30 protein-coding genes and 3 tRNA genes are annotated in these 26,217 nt (G+C 36.6%); 26 read left to right on the top strand and 7 right to left on the bottom strand.

Annotated elements, in window-relative coordinates; genetic code table 11:
• Window positions 1-105: 105 nt before the first annotated feature.
• The 16 genes from J7J10_05330 (at window position 106) to J7J10_05255 (ending at window position 14,129) form a co-directional block, all read left to right on the top strand.
• Window positions 106-750, top strand: coding sequence for a GTPase domain-containing protein (locus J7J10_05330; GenBank protein MCD6130352.1), 645 nt, complete (start codon window positions 106-108; stop codon window positions 748-750).
• Window positions 737-1,921, top strand: coding sequence for a hypothetical protein (locus J7J10_05325; GenBank protein MCD6130351.1), 1,185 nt, complete (start codon window positions 737-739; stop codon window positions 1,919-1,921). The genes J7J10_05330 and J7J10_05325 overlap by 14 nt, the downstream gene beginning before the upstream one ends.
• A 23-nt stretch (window positions 1,922-1,944) precedes the next feature.
• Window positions 1,945-2,493, top strand: a complete 549-nt coding sequence (locus J7J10_05320; protein ID MCD6130350.1) for a hypothetical protein — start codon at window positions 1,945-1,947, stop codon at window positions 2,491-2,493.
• 9 nt (window positions 2,494-2,502) lie between these two features.
• Window positions 2,503-2,868 (top strand): roadblock/LC7 domain-containing protein, encoded by a 366-nt coding sequence (locus tag J7J10_05315; protein ID MCD6130349.1) that lies wholly within the window; start codon window positions 2,503-2,505, stop codon window positions 2,866-2,868.
• A gap of 9 nt (window positions 2,869-2,877) precedes the next feature.
• Entirely contained in the window at window positions 2,878-3,255 is a 378-nt protein-coding gene (locus J7J10_05310) for a hypothetical protein (protein ID MCD6130348.1), read from the top strand.
• On the top strand, window positions 3,225-3,782 hold the full coding sequence (locus J7J10_05305; protein MCD6130347.1) for a DUF4388 domain-containing protein: 558 nt from the start codon (window positions 3,225-3,227) through the stop codon (window positions 3,780-3,782). The genes J7J10_05310 and J7J10_05305 overlap by 31 nt, the downstream gene beginning before the upstream one ends.
• On the top strand, window positions 3,783-4,163 hold the full coding sequence (locus J7J10_05300; GenBank protein ID MCD6130346.1) for a roadblock/LC7 domain-containing protein: 381 nt from the start codon (window positions 3,783-3,785) through the stop codon (window positions 4,161-4,163).
• 1 nt (window position 4,164) lies between these two features.
• Entirely contained in the window at window positions 4,165-4,683 is a 519-nt protein-coding gene (locus tag J7J10_05295) for a hypothetical protein (GenBank protein MCD6130345.1), read from the top strand.
• Window positions 4,684-4,704: 21 nt separating this feature from the next.
• Window positions 4,705-5,112, top strand: a complete 408-nt coding sequence (locus tag J7J10_05290) for a roadblock/LC7 domain-containing protein (protein ID MCD6130344.1) — start codon at window positions 4,705-4,707, stop codon at window positions 5,110-5,112.
• A 64-nt stretch (window positions 5,113-5,176) separates the two neighbouring features.
• A complete protein-coding gene (locus tag J7J10_05285; GenBank protein ID MCD6130343.1) occupies window positions 5,177-6,373 on the top strand; it encodes a HAMP domain-containing protein in 1,197 nt (398 codons plus the stop codon).
• On the top strand, window positions 6,370-7,260 hold the full coding sequence (locus J7J10_05280; GenBank protein MCD6130342.1) for an ABC transporter ATP-binding protein: 891 nt from the start codon (window positions 6,370-6,372) through the stop codon (window positions 7,258-7,260). The genes J7J10_05285 and J7J10_05280 overlap by 4 nt, the downstream gene beginning before the upstream one ends.
• 14 nt (window positions 7,261-7,274) lie before the next feature.
• Window positions 7,275-7,658, top strand: coding sequence for an NADPH-dependent 7-cyano-7-deazaguanine reductase QueF (queF, locus tag J7J10_05275; GenBank protein MCD6130341.1), 384 nt, complete (start codon window positions 7,275-7,277; stop codon window positions 7,656-7,658).
• Window positions 7,651-9,150 (top strand): phosphoenolpyruvate carboxykinase, encoded by a 1,500-nt coding sequence (locus J7J10_05270; GenBank protein MCD6130340.1) that lies wholly within the window; start codon window positions 7,651-7,653, stop codon window positions 9,148-9,150. Before queF ends, J7J10_05270 begins: the two co-directional genes overlap by 8 nt.
• A gap of 8 nt (window positions 9,151-9,158) precedes the next feature.
• Entirely contained in the window at window positions 9,159-9,668 is a 510-nt protein-coding gene (locus J7J10_05265) for a type 1 glutamine amidotransferase (protein ID MCD6130339.1), read from the top strand.
• 34 nt (window positions 9,669-9,702) lie between these two features.
• Complete coding sequence (locus J7J10_05260) at window positions 9,703-12,318, top strand: valine--tRNA ligase (protein MCD6130338.1); 2,616 nt, start codon at window positions 9,703-9,705, stop codon at window positions 12,316-12,318.
• Between the two features lie 29 nt (window positions 12,319-12,347).
• Window positions 12,348-14,129, top strand: a complete 1,782-nt coding sequence (locus J7J10_05255) for a VCBS repeat-containing protein (GenBank protein ID MCD6130337.1) — start codon at window positions 12,348-12,350, stop codon at window positions 14,127-14,129.
• Here the strand turns inward: J7J10_05255 and minE are convergent.
• From minE to minC, 3 genes are read right to left on the bottom strand one after another with little or no spacing between them, the layout of a single operon-like run.
• The gene (minE, locus tag J7J10_05250; protein ID MCD6130336.1) at window positions 14,126-14,368 is read right to left on the bottom strand and encodes a cell division topological specificity factor MinE; all 243 of its coding nucleotides are present in this window, start codon (window positions 14,366-14,368) and stop codon (window positions 14,126-14,128) included. The genes J7J10_05255 and minE overlap by 4 nt on opposite strands.
• Complete coding sequence (minD, locus tag J7J10_05245; protein ID MCD6130335.1) at window positions 14,358-15,161, bottom strand: septum site-determining protein MinD; 804 nt, start codon at window positions 15,159-15,161, stop codon at window positions 14,358-14,360. Before minD ends, minE begins: the two co-directional genes overlap by 11 nt.
• A 12-nt stretch (window positions 15,162-15,173) precedes the next feature.
• Entirely contained in the window at window positions 15,174-15,836 is a 663-nt protein-coding gene (gene minC, locus J7J10_05240; protein ID MCD6130334.1) for a septum site-determining protein MinC, read from the bottom strand.
• A 57-nt stretch (window positions 15,837-15,893) separates the two neighbouring features.
• On the opposite strand from minC, the gene J7J10_05235 reads away from it, so the two are divergent.
• Complete coding sequence (locus J7J10_05235) at window positions 15,894-16,565, top strand: 7-carboxy-7-deazaguanine synthase QueE (GenBank protein MCD6130333.1); 672 nt, start codon at window positions 15,894-15,896, stop codon at window positions 16,563-16,565.
• Window positions 16,558-17,274, top strand: a complete 717-nt coding sequence (queC, locus tag J7J10_05230; GenBank protein ID MCD6130332.1) for a 7-cyano-7-deazaguanine synthase QueC — start codon at window positions 16,558-16,560, stop codon at window positions 17,272-17,274. Before J7J10_05235 ends, queC begins: the two co-directional genes overlap by 8 nt.
• Here queC and J7J10_05225 read toward each other — a convergent pair.
• Together J7J10_05225 and J7J10_05220 are read right to left on the bottom strand one after the other, a co-directional pair.
• Window positions 17,213-18,361, bottom strand: coding sequence for an amidohydrolase family protein (locus J7J10_05225; GenBank protein ID MCD6130331.1), 1,149 nt, complete (start codon window positions 18,359-18,361; stop codon window positions 17,213-17,215). The two genes, queC and J7J10_05225, sit on opposite strands and share 62 nt — an antisense overlap.
• 9 nt (window positions 18,362-18,370) lie before the next feature.
• Window positions 18,371-18,452, bottom strand: a tRNA-Leu gene (locus J7J10_05220).
• A 110-nt stretch (window positions 18,453-18,562) separates the two neighbouring features.
• Between J7J10_05220 and J7J10_05215 the strand changes: the two genes are divergently transcribed.
• From J7J10_05215 to J7J10_05195, 5 genes are all read left to right on the top strand, one after another.
• The gene (locus tag J7J10_05215) at window positions 18,563-20,101 is read left to right on the top strand and encodes a 30S ribosomal protein S1 (GenBank protein ID MCD6130330.1); all 1,539 of its coding nucleotides are present in this window, start codon (window positions 18,563-18,565) and stop codon (window positions 20,099-20,101) included.
• Window positions 20,101-20,946: a signal peptide peptidase SppA gene (gene sppA / locus J7J10_05210; protein MCD6130329.1), complete on the top strand. Its 846-nt coding sequence runs from the start codon at window positions 20,101-20,103 to the stop codon at window positions 20,944-20,946. Before J7J10_05215 ends, sppA begins: the two co-directional genes overlap by 1 nt.
• Before the next feature lie 33 nt (window positions 20,947-20,979).
• Window positions 20,980-21,056: transfer RNA gene (locus tag J7J10_05205), tRNA-Pro, on the top strand.
• 9 nt (window positions 21,057-21,065) lie between these two features.
• Complete coding sequence (surE, locus tag J7J10_05200) at window positions 21,066-21,824, top strand: 5'/3'-nucleotidase SurE (GenBank protein MCD6130328.1); 759 nt, start codon at window positions 21,066-21,068, stop codon at window positions 21,822-21,824.
• Window positions 21,815-21,891, top strand: a tRNA-Pro gene (locus J7J10_05195). The genes surE and J7J10_05195 overlap by 10 nt, the downstream gene beginning before the upstream one ends.
• 29 nt (window positions 21,892-21,920) lie before the next feature.
• Here J7J10_05195 and J7J10_05190 read toward each other — a convergent pair.
• Both J7J10_05190 and J7J10_05185 read right to left on the bottom strand, forming a co-directional pair.
• Window positions 21,921-22,571, bottom strand: a complete 651-nt coding sequence (locus J7J10_05190) for a class I SAM-dependent methyltransferase (GenBank protein MCD6130327.1) — start codon at window positions 22,569-22,571, stop codon at window positions 21,921-21,923.
• A 212-nt stretch (window positions 22,572-22,783) separates the two neighbouring features.
• A complete protein-coding gene (locus tag J7J10_05185) occupies window positions 22,784-23,545 on the bottom strand; it encodes a VIT1/CCC1 transporter family protein (protein ID MCD6130326.1) in 762 nt (253 codons plus the stop codon).
• A gap of 232 nt (window positions 23,546-23,777) precedes the next feature.
• On the opposite strand from J7J10_05185, the gene J7J10_05180 reads away from it, so the two are divergent.
• From J7J10_05180 to J7J10_05170, 3 genes are all read left to right on the top strand, one after another.
• Entirely contained in the window at window positions 23,778-24,938 is a 1,161-nt protein-coding gene (locus tag J7J10_05180; protein MCD6130325.1) for an MFS transporter, read from the top strand.
• 85 nt (window positions 24,939-25,023) lie between these two features.
• Window positions 25,024-25,812 carry an ABC transporter permease subunit gene (locus J7J10_05175; protein MCD6130324.1) on the top strand — a complete coding sequence of 263 codons (789 nt, stop codon included), beginning with the start codon at window positions 25,024-25,026 and terminating at the stop codon, window positions 25,810-25,812.
• Window positions 25,813-25,816: 4 nt separating this feature from the next.
• A partial coding sequence (locus tag J7J10_05170) for a hypothetical protein (GenBank protein MCD6130323.1) occupies window positions 25,817-26,217 on the top strand: 401 nt, incomplete at its 3' end.

Here is a 26,217-nt window from a genome sequence, read left to right as displayed (position 1 = left end):
TTTGGAGACATTTAGTTATTATCTAACAAGTCAATTTCGGAGACATTTAATATTATCTAATGCGAATCCTTGAAAATTTCTTATATATAGTTTAAGATATTAAGCATGGCGGTTATTAACCTAAGAGATAGAGAAATACAGTGTAAGATTATTTATTACGGACCAGGCAGAAGCGGTAAAACATCTTCTCTTGTGTACATATATAATATTTTACAAAGCAAGGTTAAGAGCAAGATGGTTATAATAAAAACAGAAGAGGAGAAAACACTTTTCTTTGATTTTTTTCCTTTGAGTTTGGGAAAAATTCTGGACTTTGATGTGAAGATACAACTTTATACTGTGCCTGGTCAGATAATGTATGCATCTACCCGCAGGTTGATCTTGAAAGGTGTAGATGGAATAGTTTTTGTAGCAGATTCTCAGGTTGAAAAGAGACAAGAAAATATAGAAAGTATTAGAGATTTGGAAGAAAATTTAGAAAATGGAAGAATTGCCTTAAAGGATATTCCATTAGTTTTTCAGTACAACAAAAGGGATTTAGAGAAGCAGGGGGTGACTCTTCTTTCCGCAGAGGATTTGGAATACGATTTAAATAGTTCCTTTAATGCCCCTTATTTCGTAACCAGTGCGGTGGAAGGTTATGGTATAACGAACGCACTGAGAGCAATTTCTAAACTTACGATTCAGTATGTGAGTAATAAATTTACAAGATCGAGAATCACTAAGGAGGATATGCATGCCAGGGGATAAGATAGGAATTGATTCGGGAGAGTTTGAGAAGGAAGCTTTTTCTGCTATAGACGATCTTTTGCCTGAAGAACCTGAAAACAAAAAAGAGGTTGAGCAAACTGAGGATTTTGATCCTTTAACAAAGTTAGATAAAATTTTATTGAGCTTAGATTGGGAAATTAGTGAATCAACCGTAAAAGAGTTTCTTGATACAGTTGAAAAATTGAAGCAAGTTTATCCGGATGAAGCAAATTATGCTTTGCTTTCTATGATGAGCAGTCTTGTGAAATTTCTTAGCATTGCCCGTCACATGTCTCCTCCAGAAACGATAAAACTTATAGAAAAAGTAGCCGATGTCTTTAAGGAGATAAACACCGCTACATTATCTCTTGAGGAGAGACAGTTGAAGGTGAAGCAAGTTTATGATGATTTTTTGCCTTTTAAGAAAAAGATAGAAGGAGCGAAAAGAGAAAAGGCAGAGATTTCTCCGATATCAGATAAGGAGATTTCTGATCTAAAAGCAGAGGTTTTTGCTTTTAGGGAAAGTTTTGACCAAATACAGTCTAAATTATCCCAGATTATGAATGTTTTCAATGCTCAGAATGGTATTTTAGAGAACCTAAAGGTAAAGAGTGAGGATTTTTCTTCTCAGCTTGCAAAGATAATGGAAGAGGCAGCTGGAATTGATGCTGGCATGAAAGAAATAGAAAAAACTGTTTCGCCTTTATCGAGAGTGTTGATTGCTTCTATAGATGGTCAGCCGATTGCTTTTCCTGAGAGATGTGTGGCTAATGTTTATAAAATTTCATCTAGAAAAGCGAAGGAAATTAAGAAAAGAGACCGTATAACCTTGGGCGAAATAAAATCTTTTTGGAATAGATTAAAAGCAGGCATAAAAGGAAGTCTTTCTAAATTAAAGGAAAAGGAACTGGCGGAATTAGAAGTGCCTGTTTTGAAATCACCAATAGGAGAATTCTTTGCCATAGAGGAGTGTGTTTATAAAGCCCTTGTTCTTCTGGAAGAAGGTGAGAAGTATGGGCTGTTGCCCGTGGACAAGGCTTTTTCTCGTAAGGCAATTAGTCCTTTGTCCGGCAGAAAAGGACAAAGAGAATGGATATATAAGATAATAGAAAAACCAAAAGGAGGGGAGGTCCCTTTACTTGATGTAGCAATTTTGTTTAAAGGGAATTAAAAAGTGAAGCTAAGGAGGGAAGGATGGCAAAGATAACGGAATTACAAACATGCAAAGCTCTACTTTCAGAAACATGGCTTTCTGCATATGATGAGATGGCAATATCATTTTTAGGAAAGAATGCAAAGATATTTCTTCAACAAGCATATATAAGAGCAGCAGAAAACTGGATAAAGGTGCTGGATGAAAAATACAGTTTGAAAGTCAATAGGGATTGTAAAACTTTAAAAGAAGCAGTGGAAAGTTACATCAACCTTGGTGTAGATGGTGGGCTTTTCAAGGATAGCTCGGATTTTGTTTTAAAAGAAATAGATGACAAATGCGCATTAAAGATTAGTGTGGATAAATGCCCATATGTGGATGCATGTTCGTTTCTCTTAAAGGAAAGGAATTTTGGTGAAAAGAATATAGCTTGTCCCAGGATAGGCTGTTTCCGTGGAGCGGCGGAATTTTTACTGGGTAAAAAATGCGGATACAAAATAACGAAGGTTTCTCCGAATGAAGGATGTGAAGGTGTTGTGTATGACACTACAGGTGCCTGCAAAGATAAAATATTAAAATATTTTAAGTAGGAGGAAAAAATGGCAAAAACAGAGGATATGGTAAGGGTGCTGAAGGATTTGGGGAGTTCTACTCCGGGCGTGGAAGCATCGGCGGTGGTGAGTTTGGATGGTTTCGTTATCGCTTCTGCTCTGCCAGCAGATACAGAGGAAGACAGAGTAGCGGCAATGGCGGCGGCTACCCTTTCCCTGGGAGAAAGGAGTGCTGGTGAATTGAATAGAGGTAATTTTGAGCAACTATTTATCAAAGGTGATAATGGTTATATAGTTTTGCTTTCTATTGGCGCAGAGGCAATTTTGATCGTTTTGGCTCGTGCCGATGCAAAATTAGGATTGATATTTCTGGATACCAGGAGAACAGCAGAGAAAATTGAGAAACTCCTGTGATAAATTGAGGTGAAAGACTTGTTTTCAAAGAGTGATTTTGACCTACCGGTTGATGCAGGTTTTTTAAACAAGAAAGAAGACGAGCAAGAAGAAAAGAGGGAAGAAGATGTTTTGTATGAGATGGAAAAAGCGGGAGAACTCCTAAAAGGTTTTCTTGAAGATAAACCCACTTCAGGTATATTTTCAAAACCTGTTTCATTAAGTTCTGTGCCAATGATTGTTCCTCTTGGAGAACTGCATATTCCTGAGGATGAAATGAAATCCATAGTGGAAGAAGTTGTGGAAACCAAGAATAGAGTTTTTGTCAGAGAAATTGACAAGCTAATTGATAAAAAGGTTGAAAAAGCCATAGAAAAATGGTTAAAAAAGGCTTTCAAGGGCACATAGAGGGTATACAATTAGAGGATTTGTTGCAGATGCTGTGTCAAAGTTATTCCTCTGCAGAACTAAAGATTAGCAACAGTTTGAAGGATTGCGTTGTCCAATTGATAGATGGTGAGGTTAGCTATGCTTCATGCGGGGAGAAGAGTGGCGAGGAAGCACTTCTTGATGTTTTGACCTGGGAAGATGGCGAGGTTGATATAACTTCTTCCTTCGTTTCCATGGATAGGAATGTGCATTCCGGATGGATGGAGTTGCTTTTGGAAAGTGCACATGTTATTGATAAACGGAGAGCAGAGAAGAAGAAAGTAGAACGCAAAAAAGAGGTAATCTCAAGGGAGCAGGTTGGCGGGGAGAAGGAGTCAAATAAAAAGATGTTTTATGAACATTTAGATAAAGGTTGGGATTTTTTCCGAAAATCTGATTATGAAAAGGCTTTGCAAGAGTGGGAGATAGCTTACGGGTTGGACCCTAACGATAAGGCAATTCGTTTTAATCTGAAGAAGATAAAAGAACTTATTGGAGAAAAATAAATGGCTGTTTCTAAGGCTAAGATTATTGATTATATTTTATCTAAGTTATTTACAATTTGTCCTTATATTGATACAGCGGTAGTGTGCGATTATGATGGACTTCTCATGGGAAATATGAGCAGAGTGCCGTTTGAAGCAGAGACTGTGGCAGCTATTTCTTCTTCGGTTTTTCATAATGCAGATAGGGTTGTGTCTGAACTTAAAGAGGGTAATCTGGAAAATATAATTATAATAGGCGAAGATGGCTATGTATTGGTGATTAAAGTGTTAGATTTTGCTATGTTTGCTGTTGCTTCTACTGATAAAACAAAACTTATTGAAAGTTATGGACCTGCCTACAAGGCGGCTATGGCTATTTCTTTATTGAAAAAGGTTGTTTGAGATGGATATAGAGAAAGCTTTAAAAAATGAGATTGATAACATTTTTGCTTCCGATTACACTCTGGATAATGTTGAGAAAATAATCCATAGGGTACATAGAAGTGTATCAAGGGATGCTTTTTTAATTGTGAAATCAGGAGAGGATGTAATGTCCCTTCTTATCTCTCAGATTGATGGTGTCTATCACATTTCTATGGAGATGGCCTCTTTTTTATTGAGGGATAAAAAACTTGAAAGAGGTGGAAAAATATACAGGTTGTCTGGACAACTGCCTAGCAGTTACCAGCAAATGGAACATTTGTCTGGACAACTGCCTAGCAGTTACCAGCAAATGGAACATTTGTCTGAATACAATTCTCTTGCTGAAACCCAGGAAAGATATTTGATTCTCTTTGAGACAAAGAGTAAAGAGGCGAAAATTCTGATATGCGATGAGCTTTTAGGGCGGACAAATTTGCCGGTAGATTTTGGGAAAAAAGATGATGTTACATTTCTAATAAGATTGAAATGTTTGTTTTAATTTAAATATAAGGTTGAAGAAATGCTTATTTTGGATTTAGAGGAATTACAGAAAATAAGTGATTGTATTGAGAAAAACTTGATTAAAGCTGCTAATGCGTCTGGTGTTTTGCTGGTTGATATGGGAGGAAATGTAATTGTCGATGTAGGTTTTGAGAATATAGATGTGGCATCTTTGGCTGCCTTATCTGCAGCCAATTTTGCGGCAATGTCGGAAATTGCCAAATTAGTTGGAGAAACAGAGTTTTCTCTTCTTTTTCACAAAGGGAAGCAGGAGAATATTTATTTTACTAAAATGAGCAGATCGTTTATTTTAGTTACTGTTTTTGGAAATGATATTTCTTTAGGATTAATGAGACTTAAAGTTTCCGATGTAAAAAGGGGAATTGAAGAAGAAATTGCTTCAGGAAAACTGAAAGAAATATTTTAACCTTTTATCAATAGGCCAGAATTTCATTGATTTAGTGTTTCCTTTTTGTTAAATTGAATTCCATATGGCTGAAAGAAAGTTTGTAAGTATAGGCAGCAAAATAACAGCAGCAAGTGTTTCTGTAATACTTATCTCTGTAATAGTGCTATTTTTTATCTCAGTGGTAGGTCTTATATATTTTAAAAGTAGTGCTCTTAAGGAGACGGAGAAAGCATTTGAGAAACAGACTAAAGTATTTTTGAAGTGCAGGGCTACAGCGGTAGCTAAGAGAATAAAAACAGAGATGAAAAGCAGACTTGATATGGCGGGGGTTATAGGTGAATGTTTAAAAAATAGGGTATGCATATATACAAAAACGAAGAATCCCTCATTCATCGAGGAAATGAAGGACAAATTCCCTTTTTTTCACAAAAGAATTGGCGCAAGATGCATTGCTCTCTATACGAAAGAGGGGCTCATACTTAAATATCCCCTAAAAAAACCTATTATTCCCATCACACCAGAAAAAATAGAAACCACCTGTCAATCAGAGGAAGGATGTTTTGTTGATTTTCACATAAACAAGGATGGAGAAATATCTTATAGTGCAACTGTCCCCATTATCTGCAGAGGAAGGGTAATAGCCATATTGTTTGTGGATTTTTATCCTGATGATATGTATGCTATTCTACAAGCGGAGCAGCCTGAGGAGCGTTCTGAGATTTATGCCTGGATGATAAACAAAAAGGGGATACTTATCTTTGACCCACCAACAACCGCTCATGAATTGATAACATTGAAGGATAACGTGGATTTATCAAGTCCAAAGGAAGGGGAAGCGCTGGCGGAAATTGTAAAAGATCATATTTTTAAGGGTGAAACAGGTTCTTCCCGATATATATTTAGAGGCGTGGATAAATTTACGGGATATACCTATGTGGAAGAAAGAGGATGGGGAATAGGTATAACCTATCCTACAAAGGAACTTTTCGTTCCTATTAATGATTTAAAGGAAAATATCAATAATCGCATTATTCTCATCTTAGTGGTAATTAGTTTGTTTAGTATTTTCATTATTTTTGTTGCAGTGGCAGTGAGTTTCTGGTTATCAAAGAGATTGGTTAAGCCTATACTGGAAAGTATAGATGCGATCAACCGTATTATTGAGGGAGATATCTCTCGAAGATTGGAAGCAAAGCATAATGATGAAATTGGAAGATTAGCAGAAGCGGTGAATAGATTGATGGATTCTGTAGCCCGACAACTGAGGGGGAAGGCTTGATTCTTGAGGCGCGAGGTATCAGAAAGTCTTTCTTTGCTTACAAAAAGAGATTTTCGGTTGTAAAAGATGTAGACATATATGTGGAAGACGGAGAAAATGTTTCTATAGTTGGGGAATCGGGAGCCGGAAAAACAACACTTGTTCATTGTTTATCTTTTTTAGAAGAGTATGATGGAGGGCAAATCTATTTTAAAGATAAACTGATAGATAAGGATAATATTTATATTTTGAGAAAGGGAATGCAAATAGTATTTCAGAATTTTTCTGCTTCTTTAGATCCGAGAATGAGTATAAAGAAGATAATAGCGGAGCCATTGAGGATAAAAGGGTTATCTCATTCGTATATAGAGGAAAAGATCGAACAGGTGATAGAAATTGTACATCTTCCAAGGCATGTGCTTATGAGAAAGAAGAGCAGCTTAAGCGGCGGAGAAATGCAGCGGGTGGCTATTGCAAGGGCATTGATAAGTTCACCTGAGCTTGTAATATTTGATGAAGCTACATCGGCTCTGGATACCTCCACTCAGGCGATTGCTCTCAATCTGTTGATAGATTTAAAGATGAAATTTCCGTTGAGTTATTTATTTATTACCCATGATTTGACCTTGGCTAAGTTTATTACGGATAGAATATATGTAATGTATAGAGGAAGAATTATAGAAGAAGCTCCTACAGAGGAATTGTTTAAACATCCCTTACATCCCTATACTATGCTACTCAAGGAGGGAATTTTTGGACAGATGACGCAGATTCGTGAGAAAAATAGCAAAAATGGCTGCGAATTTTACCCATTTTGTCGGTGGGCAACAAAGGAATGCCAGGAACATCTTTCTCCTGTAAACGAGGCAAATACTAAACATTTTGTGAGATGTTTTCTTTATAATTAAAAATTTATGAAAAAATGAAATACGGAGAAGAAGCCATCTTGCGAAACCAATTAAAAGTTTGGGAAAATAGTTTTCCAGACAAAGATTATAAGATCCATATAGAGTTTTCTGAGTTTACCTGTTTGTGTCCTCATTCCGGTTATCCGGATTTTGCTACTATAAAGATAGCCTATATCCCGGATAGACATGTGGTTGAACTGAAATCTCTGAAATTATTTTTAAATAAATACAGGGCATGTTATATTTCTCATGAAAATGCAACAAATGAGATATTTGACGCTTTGTATAATATTTTAAAGCCTAAGTACCTGCAAGTGGTGGGGGATTTTAATCCTCGGGGGAATGTAAAAACAACAGTTGAAGTAAACAGTGAAATGCTAAGGAGAAAAGATGAATGATGCAATTTTTGTAGAAGAGATCGAGTGTGGAAACTTGTGGCATGATCTTTCAAGAGAAGAGTTAAGCATGATGGCAGACAGAACTTCTATAGACAATAAATGGGGCATTACTGTTTATCGCACCAATGTAAAATCTCGCAGCGCAAAGTTTACCTATATAGTGAAGGATATTACACCAGAAATAGAACGAGAATTAAAAGCAGTAAGGGATTATTTGAAAGGAACGGATGTAATATTGGTAAAGAAAGATATCTGTCAGAATACTAAAGGTAGATTCAGTGTGAATTTTTTTGTTACCAGAGAATATGCTCGTCTAGCACATATGTTTAATAATAATTTTTTTGAGCCTCATGACAAAGATGCGGAACCGGATATTATAGTTGTTCAGGTGCCAGAGTGGAAAGAAACCAAGATATACATATATCCTACGGAAGACGGGAGGGTATTCACATTCTGTTTGGGGTCTGATTACTACGGAGAGACAAAAATGGCGGCATTAAGATCTGCTCTATATTTGATGAGGGAATATAGAAACGGATTGGGAATGCACGCCGGGGGGAAATCATATAGATTGAGGGTAGGTAAAGAGATAAAGCGTTTTGGTGTTCTTATTTTTGGTTTAAGCGGTACCGGTAAAACGACGATAACCTTGAATGATCATGGGCTTAAGTCGCCGGAGGGGATATCTATAAAACAAGATGATATTATGCTGTTACGCAATGATAGCTTTGCCTATGGCACTGAAAATATGTTTTATATAAAAACAGACAATGTAACCAGTCAACCCTATCTATTCTATGCTACGCAGGTGCCGGGTGCTATAGCGGAGAATGCATGGGTAGATGATGAAGGAGAGATTGATTTTGATAACTGGACGATTACTACAAATGGCAGATGTATTGTTCCTCGATATGTTATTCCACATACAGAGAACAATGTAGACTTATCTCGTACGGATTTTATTTTTTTCAACACTCGAAGATACGATCTCCCTCCTCTCGGAAGATTTATATCTCCAGAGCAAGCGGCATGTTATCTTATGTTAGGTGAGTCATCTATCACCTCTGCAGAAGACCCTGCCAGGGTGGGTGAATCAAAGAGGGTAGTAGCGTTTAATCCTTTTATTGTAGATAATCCTCACAAGGAAGGGAACAAATTTTATGAAATATTGAAGAAAAATCCACATATAAAGGTATTTCTCATAAATACAGGATTTGTGGGAGGAAAGGAAGGGATGAAGATAAAACCGCAGGATACGATGAATTTAATAGTAGATGCATTGTCGGAAAATGTTGAATGGCAATTTGATCCTGTTTTAGGTTATGATGTGGTAAAAAGCTCAAGGCGAACAGAGATAGAGAAATTTAATCCTTATAGAATTTACGGCAGAGAGACTTATGAAGGAATCATAGACAAGCTGTTTGAAGAGCGAAGGCGATGGTTATCACAGTTTGAAGGTTTACTCCCAGAGATTAAAAAGGCCTTGCGGTAGGAGGAGTGATGAAAATAGTATTACTTATTCATGATGGGTTTGAAGATTTAGAATATTTTGTGCCTAAATATGTTCTTGAGGTTTCGGGATATGAAACACTTACCGTGGGCATAAGGGAAGGAAAGGAATGTAAGGGAAAATGGGGACTGACAGTGAAGGTGGAAAAAGTAATTACAGATGTTCAAGCATCAGACATCGAAGGTGTTATTGTTCCTGGAGCTTACGCACCAGATAAGTTGAGGAGGTATGCTCCTGTTTTAAAATTGGTTAAAGATGTTTATGAAGCAGGAAAACTTGTATGTATGAGCTGTCATGGAGGACAGGTAGGCATCTCAGCCAACATTGTGAGAGGTCATCATGCTACGGGTTCATTTGGAATCAAAGATGACCTGATAAATGCTGGGGCTATATATGAAGACAAATCCTGTGTGGTGGACGGGAACATTATATGGGCGCAAGGGGTGCACAATTTGGTAGAATATTGCCAGGAAATTTTAAAATATTTAAAACGAATATAACTAATCTTGTATAGAGGATAAATTAATGGTGAAAATGGCTGCTTATAATCCTGATTTTGAAGAAGAAATATATAATATGTGGGAGAAGAATAATTTTTTCTGCCCAAAGACAGATGAGAAAAAAGAAAACTTTTGTATTGTAATACCACCTCCTAATGTCACTGGTATTTTGCACATTGGCCATGCCTTGAATGAGACCTTACAGGATATTCTCGTAAGGTGGAAAAGGATGCAGGGGTATAATGTTTTGTGGCTTCCGGGAACAGATCATGCAGGCATTGCTACACAGAATGTAGTGGAAAGGGAATTGAATAAAGAGGGGATTTCACGCTTTCAGATAGGCAAGGAAGAGTTTATAAAAAAAGTGTGGGAATGGAGAGAGAAATATGGAAATAGGATTATTGAACAGGTAAAACGGTTGGGTGCATCCTGTGATTGGTCAAGGCTGCGTTTTACAATGGATGAAGTCCTGTCTCGTTCAGTTAAAGAGGCATTTGTAAAACTTTATGAAGAAGATTTGATATATAAAGGCAACTATATTGTAAATTGGTGCCCGCATTGTCTTACTGCATTATCTGATTTAGAGGTGGAATATAAAGAGGAAAATGCAAAGCTTTATTACATTCTTTATCCATTTAAGAATAGAAAGGGTGGGCTTGTGGTTGCTACAACCAGGCCTGAAACGATGTTTGGTGACACCGCTGTTGCTGTTAATCCTAAAGATGAGAGATACAAAAGGTTTATCGGAGAAGATGTGGTTTTACCTATAAAGGAAAGGGCTATTCCTGTTATCGGAGATAGTTATGTGGATGTTTCTTTCGGTACGGGAGCTCTGAAGATTACACCTGCTCACGATGCAAATGATTTTTTGGTAGGAAAAAAACACAACCTAAAAGAGGTAAGTGTGATAGACGAAAAGGGGTTTATGAACGAGGAAGCAGGTGTATTTGCAGGTATGGATAGAGATGCCTGTAGAAAGGCATTGGTGGAAAAACTCCATGAAAAAGGGTATTTAGTGAAGGTTGAAGATTACAATCATGCAATAGGACATTGTTATAGGTGTAATACGCCAATAGAGCCTAAAATTTCGGAGCAATGGTTTTTAAAGATGAAACCGTTAGCTAAAAAAGCGATTCGTGTGGTAAAAGAGGGAAAGGTAAATTTTATACCTGAGAATTGGAGAAATGTTTACTTTGAATGGATGAACAATATAAGAGATTGGTGTATCTCGCGGCAGATTTGGTGGGGGCACAGAATTCCTGCTTACAGATGCACAGATTGTGGAAAGTATAATGTTTCTATAGATAAACCTGAAAGGTGTAAGTGGTGCGGTGAAAAGAATTTAATCCAGGAAGAAGATGTATTGGATACATGGTTTTCTTCTGCCCTGTGGCCATTTTCCACATTAGGATGGCCAGAGAAGACGGACAGTTTAAAGAGATTTTATCCTACTAGTGTTTTGGTTACGGGTTTTGATATTATTTTTTTCTGGGTAGCAAGAATGATAATGATGGGTCTTCACTTTATGGACGATGTTCCTTTTAAAGATGTTTATATTCATGCATTGGTGAGAGATGAACATGGACAGAAGATGAGCAAGACTAAAAATAATGTTATAAATCCTATGGATACAGTGGAAAAATATGGGGCGGATGCCTTGAGGTTTACCTTGACTGCACTTGCCGTTCAGGGAAGAGACATTAAGCTTTCTGAAAAACGTATTGAAGGCTATAGATACTTTATGAATAAAATTTGGAATGCCTATAAATTTATTGCTATCAATACAGAAGATTATGTTTTTAAAGGAAAACCCGATTCTCCTGATGCAGCATCACAATGGATAACAAGCAGGTTTTATAGGACCGCGGATATGGTAAATAAATATTTGAAAGATTATAAATTTAGTAGCGCTGCCCTTTGTGTGTATCAATTTGCATGGCATGAGTTTTGTGATTTTTATATAGAGATGAGTAAAATATCTTTAAGGAAAAAAACGGGAAGGTATGGTACACAGTTTGTTTTGCTTGAGGTTTTTGAAGCTGTTTTGCGTCTTTTGCATCCCTTTATCCCCTTTGTAACTGAGTATCTATGGCAAAAATTGCCTAACAAGAAAGGAGAAAGTATAATGATTAGTTCTTATCCACAAAAAGAGGATGAGTATATACTGCCCGATGTGGAGAAAAAGATGGGAGTAATTATTGATTTTTCTAAAGCTGTGAGGAATATTAGAAGTGAAAATCTTATTCCGCCATCCAGGAAGCTGAATGTGCATTTTAATGTTTTGGATAGTAAGATAGGAGAAATTGTTGAGGGGCATAGAGAATATATAGGTGTTTTGGCTGGCATCTCTCAAGTTACCATAAGTAAAGATGTGCCTAAGGGAGCTTGTTTTTCCCAACCTATGATGTATGGAGATGTGTATGTATCTATGGAAGGGATAGTAGACGAAGAGAAAGAAATAAGCCGATTGAAAAAGCAGTTAGAAAAATTGAGTAAAGCGATGCAATTTCTAAACAAGAAATTGTCAAACAGAGAATTTCTTTCTAAAGCACCGGAAGATCTGGTAGAATTAAAGAGAAAAGAGTACAATGATGCGAGTTTGCTTTATCAAAAGCTGCAAGAGCAAATAGAGAGGGTTGAAAGTATATGATACGGTTTTTCTTTTTCTTTTTATTATTCATGTTGTCGACACCTGTTTTCGCAGGTTCTTTTGAAGATATAGCAAAAGATGTTTCCTCAAAAATATTACCTCAGTATGGTTTGGTAACAAAGGTAGGGGAAGAAATGATAGAGCTAAACAAAGGCAGGAGTGGTGGTTTATTCACCGGTGAGATACTGTTTATCTATCGTTTAAAAGGTGTAGTAAAAGACCCTTATAGCGGTGAGGTTTATCAGGCAAGAAAGGGATTAGCGTATGCCATCATTACAGATTTGAGAGAAGACTGCGCTTGGGCAAAGATTATTGGAGGGGCAGAGGAAAAAAGAAAGCGTATTTTAGGCATAATACCCAGAGGATTTAGAAATGTTGTTGCTCAGATAAAGATAGGAGATAGGTGGCAAGCGGGAACAACTACCATGAAGGTGGGCATAGTGACGCGGAAACCTATTGTTTATAAAAGGTTAAAAGAAGCATTGGAAAAAACTGGTAAATTTTATGTGGTAGGTGCTGATGAATTTCAGATTGCTCTGACTGCTGAAAAAATAGTTGACTTAAATAATAAAGAGAATAGAGCAACTGTGGGAAGGGCATTAGATCTTGAGATGTTGTTTTTTGTGAATGTAGAAGATAATAAAGATGTAAGTTGCCGTGTTTTCTCCGGTTACGATGGCAGGAGGATTGCTCGGTATAGGTCTGTGTTGAATAAAAAATTAGTATCAAGCGAGGCGAAATCTTCTATTCCCGTGCAAAATCTTGTTCCTTCTTCATTGGAGTTGAGGCCGCGTTTAACCTTTTATGAAAAGGCATTGAATAAGTTTGGTCTTTATGCTCCATTGCACATGCCGTCTTCCACGCCTACTTTTGAACTTATTGCATCCTCAAGCCTACGCGCTCTAAGTACAGCCTTTTATATGGGAGATATAGATGATGATGGGAAGATAGAGATTATAGTGGCTCTTGGTAGAAAGGTTGTTGTTTATCATTTTAACGGAGATGGTTTCACTCCAGTTATGTCCTTTTATTATGGATGGAATATATTTAATATAGATTGTGCTGATATAAATAATGATGGATTAAAAGAGATGTTCTTTTCAAACTTTGATCGGTTTGGGAATCTGTCTTCATTTATCGGTCGTATAAAAGGAAACAAGTTTTGTCTCATTAAAGACAAAATCCGTTATTATATAAGAACATATAAAGGACCCGAAAAGTTAATGATGCTTGCCCAGAAATCCGGTATTACTCGTCCCTTTTACGGTGGATTATATGAGATAAATGAAAACGGTAAGATAAAAGACAAGATAGAGTTATCCATTTCTCCTCGCAACTTGTTTGATTTTTACAAAATTGATGAGAAAATCATTTATTTAGATAAAAGCGGTAGATTGGTTGTGTATGACCAGGGGGAAAAGAAAGTTTTGTATATGACAGAAATGTCGTTTGGCAGAAACTTAAGACCTATAGAAAAGTATGAAGGACATCCAGCAGTGGTATCCAAAGCTTTAATTGTGTTTAAAAAGGAAGCTAAAATTTATGCGATGGTGATAAACAATGTTAGAGAAAGTTCGGTATCTTTGCGTACCGAGAAATTTTTCGGTGGCAATATAAAGATATACGAAATCGGCGATAAGTGTTTTCGTATGGTTTGGGATTCAGGAGATACAGCAGGGAGAATTAGCGGTTTTGGTAAGATAGGTAGTACAATAATTACCGTGAGAGAGATGCCTACGCCCGTGCTTACCCGCCTTGTTAAAGGTGAAAGCGGGGTGGATGTTTTAACTGCGGGAAAAATGAGGCATTAACGTTGCTTGAGCGGAATATTAATATCTAATATTTCCATATTGTCTAATCTGTTTATTTTAACTTCGATGTTTTTCTTGTCAATGTCAACATACTTGGCTATTACTTGCAGCAGGTCTTTTCTGAGGTTTTCCATGAATGGAATACTGAGCGTTCTTTCATGAGCTAATACTATCTGTAATCTTTCCCGGGCAACTTTCGAGCTTTTCTCTTTCTTTTTCAATAAAAAATCAAGAATCATTGTGGCCCCTAAATATCTTTAATAATTTGAGGATTCCTTTTTCCTCTTTTATTTCCATGAAATCTATTTTTTCTCCCAGTAATCTACACACGATGTTGTTAAATGCTTTTCCAGTGATAGAGTTTCTGTATAAAATAGACGGTTCTCCTTTGTTGGCATAGGTTATAATATCTTTGTTTTCGGGCACAATGCCTAAAAGAGGAATAGACAGAACCTGAATCACATCATCTTTGCTTAGCATATCTCCCCTTCTGGTAAGCCTGTAGCTTATTCTGTTGATGATAAGGGAGATATCCCTTTTTTCATTTGCTTCTAAAATGCCAATAATTCTATCTGCGTCTCTTATTGACGAGACCTCTGGGGTGGCGACCACGATTATTTTATCTGCAGGCAACATGGAGGTTTTGAAGCCTGCCTCAATGCCAGCTGGCGAATCTATGATTATGTAGTCAAATTTTTCCCTCAACTCATTCATTATTTCCAAAAATTTATCTATTTTTACAGATGTTTTATCTTTTGTCTGGGAAGCAGGCAAAAAATGAAGCTTGTCTGTTCTTTTATCTCTTATTAGTGCTTGAGAAAGTTTCGCTTCATTCTCCATTACATTTATGATGTCATATACAATCCTGTTTTCTAAGCCTAAAATCATGTCTAAATTTCTCAATCCTATGTCCATATCTACAGCTACTGTTTCTTTTCCTTTTAGTGCTAAACCTAAGGATATATTTGCAGCGATTGTAGTTTTGCCTACCCCGCCTTTTCCTGAAGTTATCGTGATTATTGTTCCTTTCATTATTTCCCCAATTTACTTGTATCCGGCATCAAGCCAATCCGTATAAGTTTTGATTGCTATGGCTTCCTTCTCTATATAAGCAATCTCTGGCTTACCGTTTTTCTTTTTTAAAAGCGCTCTTTCATCAGGAGCCCTGCTTATCACATTTGCTATTCGCACCTGGGGTGAAAGCAAATCAAAGGCAAACACAACAGCACTCTTGTCTCCTTTGCACCCAGCGTGGGGAATGCCATATAATTTCCCCAAAACATATATGTCACCCGCTGCTATAATATAGGCGTTTGTGTTTACATTCCCTAAGATTACTATATTTTCATCTGCTCGAATAGTTTGACCGGATCGTATATTTTGTCTCCAGGTTACCGATTCTTTTTCAGAAGGACGAGAGAGTAAAATACTGTTTGTATCAATAGACGGAATAGATAATTTCTCCCTAATTTTTTTGTTTGCTTCATAAGCAACCACATTCAGCCCTTTTTCTTTTAGCTTGTCTATTAGAGACTGTGCAATAGGCAGACTATCTTCATCAAACTTTAGAATAACAGGTGCATCCTTCAAGAAAAGAGGTGGAAAATGTGTTGTTTGTATAAACATTTCTACCTCTTCTAAATCTGCACTTTTCACTTCTATTTCAAATCCCAGGAAACTTCTGCCCTTTACATTTAAGACTGCCATCAAAAACAAAATATCATAAAAAAAATGTAGTTGCAAGTAAATGTTGACTTTTAAAGAATGGATAGAATAATTAAAGATGTGCGTGCTCCTGTTTGTGAGATATTCTATTCTATACAAGGGGAAGGTATTTATGCAGGAAGCCCCTGCATATTTGTGAGATTTTCAGGATGCAATTTAAGATGTGAGTGGTGTGATACGAAATATGCCTGGGATACAGAAAAAGTGCGTCTTGTGGATGTTAAGGATGTCTATGTGGAAGTGAAAAAATTCGGTTGTAAAAGGCTTGTTTTCACAGGCGGAGAGCCTGCGCTTTACGATGAGTTTATGTTTCAATTTATGAAAAACCACCATTTTTTATATTTCTTGGAGACAAATGGCACGATTTTTCCTGAAAAAAGCATCTCATTTTTCCATCATGTAGCTATCAGTCCGAAGATGGGACATATTAAAGAAGATGTTATAAAAAAAATTATTGAAAAAAATCATAATATAGAGTTTAAATTTGTAGTAAAGAATGAAAAAGAAATAGATAAATTTATGAAATTGGCTGAAAATCTTTCTTTGATAAATTTTCCATTGGTTTTTCAACCGTTATTTGAAGATAATGTTGATTATATTGAAAGGACAAAAAAAATTGCAGACCATATTCTTAAGATGCGGGCGAATTTTGATGTGCGTGTTTTAATGCAGCAGCAGAAGATTATATGGGGAGGAAAAAGGGGTGTTTAATAAGACTGCATTGGTTATCTTTTCTGGAGGACTGGATTCTACTACTTGCCTTTATTGGGCTGTGAACAATTACAGTGTTGTGCATACTTTGACATTTTTGTATGGCCAGAGGAATGTAATAGAGACAGAGTATGCCAAAAAAACTGCAGGTCTTATTCAAAAAGCAGGGAAAAATATAAACATGCATTTTTTTAAAATTGACCTGTCTCAAATTGGTGGTTCTGCCCTGGTAGACAAAAACATAGCTGTTCCTAAGAGAAGAACATTAAAAGATATTGGTTATGGCATTCCTATTACCTATGTTCCTTTTAGAAATGGTATATTTTTATCCTTAGCTGCCGCTTTTGCTGAAAAAGAAGACTTGGATGACATAATAGGAGGATGGAATATGGTAGACTTTAGCGGTTATCCAGATTGCAGGGAGAATTTTCTTAAAACTATGGAAAAGGCTATAAATTCTGGGACAAAAAGAGGGATTGAAGAAAAACCCATTCATGTTGTTTTCCCTCTTATTCATAAGAGTAAAATGGAGATAATAAAGTTTGGCAAGAAAATGGGTGCAGATTATTCTTATGCTTATTCCTGTTATGAGGGCAAGGAGATTCCCTGCGGCGAATGTGATAGTTGTATATTGAGAAAAAAAGGCTTTACGGAAGCGGGCTTTGAAGATGATTTTCTACTAAGATTGAAGAGAGAGGGTAAATTTTAGTAGATTCTGTTAGCATTTCTTCCAGCGGTTCATTACTCTCTATAGGTATAAAGTTAGGATAAGAAAAGTGAGGATTTATTTTCAATGCCTTCATGCCGCCGTATGTTGCCCATGAAAGGATAAGTTTGGGATCGATAAATGGGAATTTTTTGAAGACAAACTGTATTTCCTTTAGAAAATCCATATCGTTCACACTTGCCAGGCTATCTGTGCCGATGGAAATATTTATGTTGTTCTTTATCAATTTTTCCATAGGAGGAAAACCTCCCCCGATGTAGTCATTGCTTCTTAAACACAGGGCTATGGAAGCATTTCTGTTTTCAATTATGTTTATATCTTCATCTGTAATATGCACACAATGCACTAAAATTGTGTTTTTATCGATGATATGCAGCCTGTCAAGGTATTGAACAGGTGTTTTGGCCGAAGGTAAATCTTTTAAAAAACCCATCATTTTAAGGAAATCATACATTTTGCCTTCTTTTTTCACAAACCTACATTCTTCTTCACTCTCAGCAACATGTATACTCAATGGATTGGCAGTTTTCTTATGGGTGTTAGATATTTTTAAGAGAAGATTGGGGGATGTAGAATATATGGCGTGAGGGCTTATACATAAAGGGAAATGTTTTTTTTGTTCTGAAGTTGGGATGTGTTTCTTCCCATAAATTTCTATAAATATAGCACCGCCTACAAAGTTTTTTTCTATTAATTCTCTACAGGAAAGCGTATTTGATACATCCCCAATATATACTACACCGCTTTTCTTTAATGTATTTATTGCGCTAATTGCTTCATTTAGGATTTTTTTATTGGAAACGGGCATTTTCTTGAGTGCTATCATATATTTTAACCAGGGGAGAAAACCTTTTCCCCTGGGAAGTTTTCCTTTCAAGTATGATAATTCTATATGAGTATGAACATTCACAAAGGCAGGCAGGCAAAGCCCGTCCCTCTCTATAGTATGCGCTTCGGGATAAAATTTTTTCAGAAGACGCAAAGAGGCTATTTCACCGCTTTTGGTGTAAATTGCCTTGTCTTTATGTAATGTATCTCCGTCAAATATCCACTTACAATTGATTATCATTTTTGTAAATGCGAGCGGGGAGACTCGAACTCCCATGGGATTTCCCACTAGATCCTAAGTCTAGCGCGTCTACCAGTTCCGCCACGCTCGCCTGTTATCTTTATATATAAAAATTCACAGAAAGCAAGCATGATTGTGGCAGAGAATTTGACAATGCTTTATTGGAATGTATAATTAAGCAAAATAATAGGAGGGGAATAAATGTTAAATGTCACAGATGAAGCAGTTAATTATGAGAGTACACTGAAAAATATTAAGGGTGGAGAGATTATTGAGGGAAATGTGATTAGCATAAGGGGTGATGAGGTATTCGTAGATGTAGGTCTTAAAAGTGAGGGCATGGTAAATATTAATGAGTTTAATGGGAAGGAAATCAATATAGGTGATAAGGTAGATGTAGTTTTTCTAAACAGGCAAAATGCAGATGGCTTTCTTGCTATTTCCAAAGAAGCAGCTGATAAGATAAAAGCTTGGCGGAGAATATTAGATGCATATAAAAATGGAGATGTTTTAGAAGGGCGGGTTAAAGAGCGAGTAAAGGGTGGTTTTAGGGTAGATCTTGGTGGACTCTTAGCATTTCTTCCCGGTTCTCAAGTAGATGTAGATACAGTGGTTGATTTTGATGCATTTGTAGGTAAAACATTGGACCTAAAACTTATCAATGTTAATGAAGAGAAAAAGAATATCATCGTTTCTCGAAAGGTTATCATTGAAGAAGCAGAAAGACAAAAAAGAAAAGAAGTTTTTGAAAAGATTAAAGAGGGAACGATAGTTGAGGGAGTGGTAAAAAACATCACCGATTACGGCGTGTTTGTTGATCTGGGAGGTATAGATGGTTTTATGCATATTACGGATATGTCGTGGAGAAGAGTGGACCACCCCATAGATTTGGTGAAAAAAGGTGAGAAAATTAAGTTAAAGATAATTAGAATAAACGATGAGGGTAGAGGGAAACGTATCTACTTAGGTCTAAAACAGTTGCAGGAGAATCCATGGCTAAAGATAGCGGAGGAGTTTAAAGAAGGAGACATTATTGAGGGAAAAGTTAGTCGTATTGCAGATTACGGTGTTTTTATAGAAGTAGATGAAGGGATTGAGGGATTAGTACATAACAATGAACTCTCCTGGGGTAAGAAGTGGAATAATAATTTTAATATTGGCGACGAGACAAAAGCAAAGATATTACGTATAGACCCTCAAGAAAGGAGAATCTCTTTAAGTATAAAGCGTGCAATGCCTGAACCATGGAGTAAGGTAGATAAGGAATTTTTAGTAAACACTGTTGTTGAAGGTGTTGTGACAGGGATTACGGATTTTGGTGTATTTGTTAAATTAAAAGAAGGGGTGGAGGGTTTAATCCATGTAAGTGATTTTTCATGGGATACATCGGGAAAACCTCAATTCAATATGGGAGATAAGCTTAAAGTCAAGGTTCTTTCGGTAGATAAAGAGAGAAAGCGCATTTCCTTAGGTCTAAAGCAGCTAAAAGATGATCCGTGGAGTAGTGTCAACGAGAAGTATTCGGTAAATCAATTTATAAAAGGGAAGGTGGTGAGCGTTAAAGATTTCGGTGCTTTTGTTGCAATTGATAATGGGATAGAGGGATTGGTTCATATATCCGAGTTCGGGGAGAAGAAGGTTTATGAAGGAGAAGAGGTGAATGTACGCGTTTTGAGGGTGGATAAGGACAAAAGAAAGATTTCACTTTCATTTAGGGTTAATCGGAGTTACAAGAGATAATGGTCAAACGAATTTTGTTGATTTTAGCAGGTTTTTTCATCCTTTTATTTGTTATTAATGTGGCTGTTTCCTTGCATAAAAAAAGAGAGATAATAGGCATTATCAAGATTAACGGCATAATAAATGATTTTTCTGCTGAGAAATGGCTTTCTGTAATAGAAGATGCCCAAAAGAATAGGAGGGTGAAAGCGGTAATAATAGACATCAACTCTCCTGGCGGTGGCGTTACTTCAAGTTTGAAGTTATATTTGGCATTGAAGAAATTAAGGCAAGATAAACCGGTTGTAGCGTTATTAGAATCTGTTGCCGCTTCCGGTGGTTACCTGGTTGCTTGCGGAGCGGATAAGATTATAGCTTACCCGTCAACTATTACAGGAAGTATTGGGGTTATTTCTGAAAATATTAATGTTGCACAAGCCATGAAGAAATTAGGGTTAAAACCGTTCGTTGTGAAAAGCGGTAAATATAAGGATGTAGGCTCTCCGTTTAGAGAACAGACAGAAGAGGACAGAAAATCTCTACAAATTGTAGTTAATAGCATATTTGATGAATTTATTAATATTGTTTCTGAAGGTAGAAACTTGAGCAAAAAATGCGTCCTTAAATATGCAGATGGATCAATATGGACGGGGAGTAATGCCAAAAAGATAGGATTTGTGGATGGTATAGGAGGAATTGAAGAAGCAAAAAAATTAGCTATGAAACTTTCTGGATTAAAGAAAAAACCGCCTTTTGTCTGCCTAAACAAGAGAGCTAATTTTGTGAAGAGAATTTTTGAAGAGGTGATCCACTTTCCATCTTTTCTTAACCGGTTTTTTTATTCTTCATTTTATATACAAGCTTGACGAGGGAAAATGCGAGGTTATAATAGCTTTGGTCGGGGCGTGGCGCAGTTTGGTAGCGTGCTTGAATGGGGTTCAAGTGGTCGCTGGTTCGAATCCAGTCGCCCCGACCATTATTTAAGATGATACTTATAACAGGCGATGATAGTATTTATTCTGAGGGACTGCGCAGTTTAAGAGAAAAATTACAGGGGAAATATAAACTTCTGGTGGTGGTTACGGATAGAGATAGAAGCACCTCTGGGCATTCAATTACTCTTCACAGGCCTCTGCGGTTAAAGCAGTTGGAGAAAAATGTGTATATTGTGGATGGAACACCAACGGATTGTGTGGTTTTGGCATTGAATGTGTTACTCAAAACTCCTCCCGAAATGGTTATATCTGGTATTAACAATGGTAAGAACCTTGGTGATGATATCACCTATTCTGGAACAGTGGCGGCGGCATTTGAGGCTACATTAATGGGTATTCCTTCACTTGCTATTAGTCTGGTGGTGGAAAATGATGAGAAGGCGTTTTTTGATACTGCGGCTTATTTTACCAATAAATTAGTAGAACTTACTTTAAAAAATGGCTTACCCCAGGATACTATTCTCAATATAAATGTGCCCAATCTTTCTCTATCGGAAGTTAAAGGTATCAGGATAACACGACAGGGGAAGAGAATTTATGGGGATCACATAATGAAGAGGAAAGATCCACGAGGGAGACCATATTTCTGGGTGGGCGGTGATATAATGAAAGTAGACAAAAGCCAGGGAACAGATTTCCGCGCCATTGAAGATGGCTTTATTTCTGTAACACCGGTAAGATTAGATCTGACCAAGTATGATGTATTTTCTTCCTTAAAGTATTTAGAAAAGATAAATTTCGGGGCGTAGCGCAGTCTGGTAGCGCACCAGTTTCGGGTACTGGGGGTCGGAGGTTCAAATCCTCTCGCCCCGACCAAAATAAGGTCCGTCGTCTAATGGCAGGCCTCATACTTTTACACTTCTAAGCAGTCTTACATAATTACCAAAGAAAAAATGCTTCTCAAAATGGTTAAATCCCTCTTCAGCTAATATTTTTTGCCAATCTTTTTCAATAAAATCAAATGCATAGCTACATTCCATAAATTTAAAAGGAATCCTTAAATAAAGAGGCATTTCTTTTATTGAAAACTCATTATAATCCAGGATAAAAAACTCACCGTCTTTTTTTAATGCCTTAAAAACATTCCTAATAATTTGCTTTCTGGCCTCCTGGGGAAATCCATGTAACACAAAAGAGATAAAAACTTTATCAAAATACTCTTCGTAAGGTAAATCCTTGTCAATCCTTTTATTGATAATTTTAGCATTTGGAAAAACTGCGCAATTCTTTTTAAATTGGGAAATCATCTCTTCAGAAATATCAAGTCCTACCAATTCTCCGTTTGCTGAAAGGTGTTTCATCATCAAACAGGCATTTCGGCCTGTACCTGCACCTAAATCAAGAATTTTATCAATTGGCTTGATCATCATTAATCGGATAGCACTTTGTATTACAGAAGAATACCCACCAAATGTTATGGTATTTATCAGCCTATCATAATGTCTTGCCGTAAATCCACCCACTTCAACCTTTGATGCTGGATAATAAGCACACATTGATTAATTCCTCCATTTTATATTAAGTTTCAATCTTTCTCTCCATCTGAAATTTACAAACATACTTTATATTATAATATCTAAAGAGCTCAAAGTGCAAAAATTTCTTTTTGTTTGACAGAGATTATCCTATTTCCTATTGTTTACCATTTGCTTGAGTTTCAGAAGTTTTTACATTTTCATGGCCTTGTTCCCGAGAAAAATATTCCTTTTTATATTCCCCCAATGCCAAAAGCATTCTTCAAGAGATGACCTACGAGGAAAGCAAGGGCTGCCGCTGTGCCACCTGTCAATAAAGTACTTAGACCAGAAAGAAATACGGGTTTAGCAAACACAAGGCCTTTAACTACCCCGATAGAAAAGAACATTATTCCAGCAAGAACTGTACTTAGGAAAAACTGCTGCTGCATTTCTAATGCTGGAATAAGAAGTGGTATTAATGGCACTGCACCAACAAAAAGGAATGCCGTAAAGGTTGTAACTGCTGACCTCCAGGGGCTTGAAGCAATTTTCTGTACTCCATGTTCTTCTGTGAGCATTGTTTCGACCCATAAACGCCGATCGTGAGTTATCGTATCAATGATTTCTTTGAGGGTTTCTCCTTTAAAACCTTTTTTTTGAAATATTTGCCGTATTTCCTCGCGTTCACCGTCTGGCACTTTGTCAATATGTTTTTCTTCAGTTTGCCTGATTCCTTCTCTAAACTCAATTTCAGCCTTGATAGATTCATAATTGCTTATAGCCATACTAAAGCCATCTGCAAATAGATTAGCAAAACCCAGAATTAGAGCCACTAAGGAAGGAAGGCCGGCACCAACAGCGCTCGCGATAACAGCGAAAGTCGTTACACATCCGTCTATTCCACCAAGAACAGCATCAGAAATATTCTGGGACTTGACTGGATGTTTCAGGCGTTTTTCGATTGCCTCTGGCCGATGTTCTCGAAGAAGTTGTTCATGGCTGTTCTTTTTCATTCTGGTATGCCTACAAGTCTCATACAATATGCCCAACAATTAATAAACAAAATTTCTTTTATCCCCAAACTCTTGTTCCGCATATCTTAAATATACAATATGTCGGCAGTATCGTCAAAAAAATTGCCTTTTTGCCTCGTATAAAAATCCACCTGCGTTTAATAATTCCGATTATTTGACAGACATCATTTCATATCCTATTGTAAACAATATTTGATACTCGGGGTGAAGCTTGAAAGAGAAATCCAGTTTTAATGTTCTATTTGTAGCCGTGTTTTTGGATATGTTAGGGTTAGGCTTCATTGTCCCTTTGTTGCCCGGTTACGCCACAAATTTTGGGGCAACAGGTTTGTGGATAGCAGTCATTTTTGGAGGTTATTCTCTAACCCGAGTAATTACTTTGCCCATAATCGGCAGAATATCTGATAAAACAGGAAGAAAAAAGGCATTTATAGCTACGGGTTTGTTTTTATATGTATTTTTGTCTTTCGGTTATATAAAAGCATCAACGCTGTGTGAATTATCAATAATTAGATTTATTCAGGGTATTGCCTCTGCCATGATTATTCCATTGGCTATGGCCTATATTGGGGAATTATCACCAAAAGATAGAGAGGGTTCTTATATGGGAACATTTAACATCTCTATATTTTTGGGAATGGGCTCGGGACCTCTTTTGGGTGGATTTTTGGAAGACAGTTTTGGCACATTGTCTGTTTTTTATGCTATGGGAATTTTAAGCACATTTTCGTTGATTCTGGTTTTATTTTTTCTTCCAGAGCAAAAGGTAACAGGACATCGCCACATTGGCGAGGTGATATCCTATCAAAAACTCATAACAATAAAACCTGTTCAGGGCATATTGATATACCGTTTTATCAATGCATTTATAAGGGGCGGCATCTTTTCCTTTTTACCAATAATAGCGGCCTTAAAGGGATTGTCTGCATTTGAAATTGGTATGCTTATCTCTGTTAACACACTTTTGGTAGGCATTTTTCAAAAACCATTCGGCAAAGTTGCAGACAAATACAACAAGGTATTGTTAATATTTTTTGGCAATCTGATTGCCTGTATGTCCTTACTTTTAATACCTATATCTCCTAATTTTTATGCGTTATTTTCGGTAGGGATTATAATGGGTGTAGGCAGTTCCATATCTATGCCTGCTGCTACTGCTATTGCGGTGAGGGTTGGAAAGAAATCCGGAATGGGTTCTGTTATGGGACTGTTTAATATGGCAATGGGCATAGGGATGATAGTTGCGCCTCTTATCTCAGGAGCGGTGATGGATACTTTGAATCTAAATGCTGTATTTTATTCTATGGGAGCAATAAGCATTCTTGGAACATTTGTATTTTACATGTTTCTTAAAAACTTACAAAATTTATAACCTTGACAACTGCCTTTGGCAGTTGCAAGCTCAAATCAGAGATTTGTGTCTTGACTGTGGGCGAACTAAATAATATAAAAGTTATATGTTAAAAATTGCCTGGCTTACATTAAAGGGGTCGGCGAGGGACAGAATATTTATTGTAATATTTGCCTTCTGTATTTTATTTTTTTTCATTCCTGTATTTAGTTCCTTTTCTATGCGTCAGATTCAAGAAGTTTCTATAACCATGTCTTTGAACTTAAATTCTGCTATTTTGCTTTTTTTATCTATCTTTGGTGGTGTTTCTACCATTTGGAGAGATGTAGAAAGAAAATATATCTACAATGTGTTGTCTCACCCTATAAGGAGAACAGATTATATTTTAGGCAGATTTTTAGGACTGTTTGCGCTGATGTTTATGGTAAGTGTCATAAATTTTATTCTTTCTGTAATAGATATAAATATCTCAGCAAGCATGTATAAGTCTCAGCTTCCCATAAATTACATCAATATAATGGTAGCTTTTTTATTTTCCCTTTTTAAATATACACTTTTAATGGCTTTTGCCTTTCTGGTTGATTCTTTTGCTACCTCTTTTTTTATGCCGTTTTTTTTGACTATTGCCATTTTTTTTGCGGGTAATACCTCTCAAGGTGTTTATGAATACATAATGGAAGGGGCTACAAAATATTCTGTTATTTTTAAAGATATTGTTACTGCTATTTATTATATTCTGCCCAATTTTTCATCTTTTGATTTTACCCCTCAGGCTGTGTACAATCTTTCTATTAATCTTAATTCTGTTTTTGTGACAATTGTCTATTTTATCTTGTATTTTGTTGTTGTTATGACTCTCACCTGCTGGATATTTGAGAGGAGAAATTTAACCTAACTTTATGAAAAAGGATGCGATATTTTTATCGGTTTTAGTTTTATTTTCTGTACTGCTTATATTTATCATGTCTAATTTTACAAAAGATGTGAAAAGAAGGCCTCTGTATCAAAAATTGGGTTTTATTCCTCAAGGAAAACTCTTAAAGAGTCTGTTGGGAGAGTTTCGCTGGAGTAGTGGAGAATATTTCACATTTAAGGCTACCACCTATTATGGTGGTAAGAGTAAGAATATTATGTCGGGCAGGTTAAGAGAGGTGGAATATTACAACCTATATAGAACTATAGTAACGGCGATTTTGCTGAATCCGTATCATGAAGATGCTTATTATTTTGCTGAAGGGGCTTTTGCTTGGGATATAGCTAAGGTGAGAGAAACCAACGCTTTATTAGAATATGTTATAAA

Source organism: Deltaproteobacteria bacterium, from assembly GCA_021159305.1.
Taxonomy (GTDB): Bacteria; Campylobacterota_A; Desulfurellia; order JAGGSF01; family JAGGSF01; genus JAGGSF01.
This window is presented reverse-complemented; position numbering and strand designations above follow the sequence as displayed.

Coding starts and splice junctions, on each gene's coding strand:
- J7J10_05330 (MCD6130352.1), top strand. CDS start 106: ATGGCGGTTATTAACCTAAGAGATAGAGAAATACAGTGTAAGATTATT.
- J7J10_05325 (MCD6130351.1), top strand. CDS start 737: ATGCCAGGGGATAAGATAGGAATTGATTCGGGAGAGTTTGAGAAGGAA.
- J7J10_05320 (MCD6130350.1), top strand. CDS start 1,945: ATGGCAAAGATAACGGAATTACAAACATGCAAAGCTCTACTTTCAGAA.
- J7J10_05315 (MCD6130349.1), top strand. CDS start 2,503: ATGGCAAAAACAGAGGATATGGTAAGGGTGCTGAAGGATTTGGGGAGT.
- J7J10_05305 (MCD6130347.1), top strand. CDS start 3,225: ATGGTTAAAAAAGGCTTTCAAGGGCACATAGAGGGTATACAATTAGAG.
- J7J10_05300 (MCD6130346.1), top strand. CDS start 3,783: ATGGCTGTTTCTAAGGCTAAGATTATTGATTATATTTTATCTAAGTTA.
- J7J10_05295 (MCD6130345.1), top strand. CDS start 4,165: ATGGATATAGAGAAAGCTTTAAAAAATGAGATTGATAACATTTTTGCT.
- J7J10_05290 (MCD6130344.1), top strand. CDS start 4,705: ATGCTTATTTTGGATTTAGAGGAATTACAGAAAATAAGTGATTGTATT.
- J7J10_05285 (MCD6130343.1), top strand. CDS start 5,177: ATGGCTGAAAGAAAGTTTGTAAGTATAGGCAGCAAAATAACAGCAGCA.
- queF (MCD6130341.1), top strand. CDS start 7,275: ATGAAATACGGAGAAGAAGCCATCTTGCGAAACCAATTAAAAGTTTGG.
- J7J10_05270 (MCD6130340.1), top strand. CDS start 7,651: ATGAATGATGCAATTTTTGTAGAAGAGATCGAGTGTGGAAACTTGTGG.
- J7J10_05265 (MCD6130339.1), top strand. CDS start 9,159: ATGAAAATAGTATTACTTATTCATGATGGGTTTGAAGATTTAGAATAT.
- J7J10_05260 (MCD6130338.1), top strand. CDS start 9,703: ATGGCTGCTTATAATCCTGATTTTGAAGAAGAAATATATAATATGTGG.
- J7J10_05255 (MCD6130337.1), top strand. CDS start 12,348: ATGTTGTCGACACCTGTTTTCGCAGGTTCTTTTGAAGATATAGCAAAA.
- minE (MCD6130336.1), bottom strand. CDS start 14,368: ATGATTCTTGATTTTTTATTGAAAAAGAAAGAGAAAAGCTCGAAAGTT.
- minD (MCD6130335.1), bottom strand. CDS start 15,161: ATGAAAGGAACAATAATCACGATAACTTCAGGAAAAGGCGGGGTAGGC.
- minC (MCD6130334.1), bottom strand. CDS start 15,836: ATGGCAGTCTTAAATGTAAAGGGCAGAAGTTTCCTGGGATTTGAAATA.
- J7J10_05235 (MCD6130333.1), top strand. CDS start 15,894: ATGGATAGAATAATTAAAGATGTGCGTGCTCCTGTTTGTGAGATATTC.
- J7J10_05225 (MCD6130331.1), bottom strand. CDS start 18,361: ATGATAATCAATTGTAAGTGGATATTTGACGGAGATACATTACATAAA.
- J7J10_05215 (MCD6130330.1), top strand. CDS start 18,563: ATGTTAAATGTCACAGATGAAGCAGTTAATTATGAGAGTACACTGAAA.
- sppA (MCD6130329.1), top strand. CDS start 20,101: ATGGTCAAACGAATTTTGTTGATTTTAGCAGGTTTTTTCATCCTTTTA.
- surE (MCD6130328.1), top strand. CDS start 21,066: ATGATACTTATAACAGGCGATGATAGTATTTATTCTGAGGGACTGCGC.
- J7J10_05190 (MCD6130327.1), bottom strand. CDS start 22,571: ATGTGTGCTTATTATCCAGCATCAAAGGTTGAAGTGGGTGGATTTACG.
- J7J10_05185 (MCD6130326.1), bottom strand. CDS start 23,545: ATGAAAAAGAACAGCCATGAACAACTTCTTCGAGAACATCGGCCAGAG.
- J7J10_05175 (MCD6130324.1), top strand. CDS start 25,024: ATGTTAAAAATTGCCTGGCTTACATTAAAGGGGTCGGCGAGGGACAGA.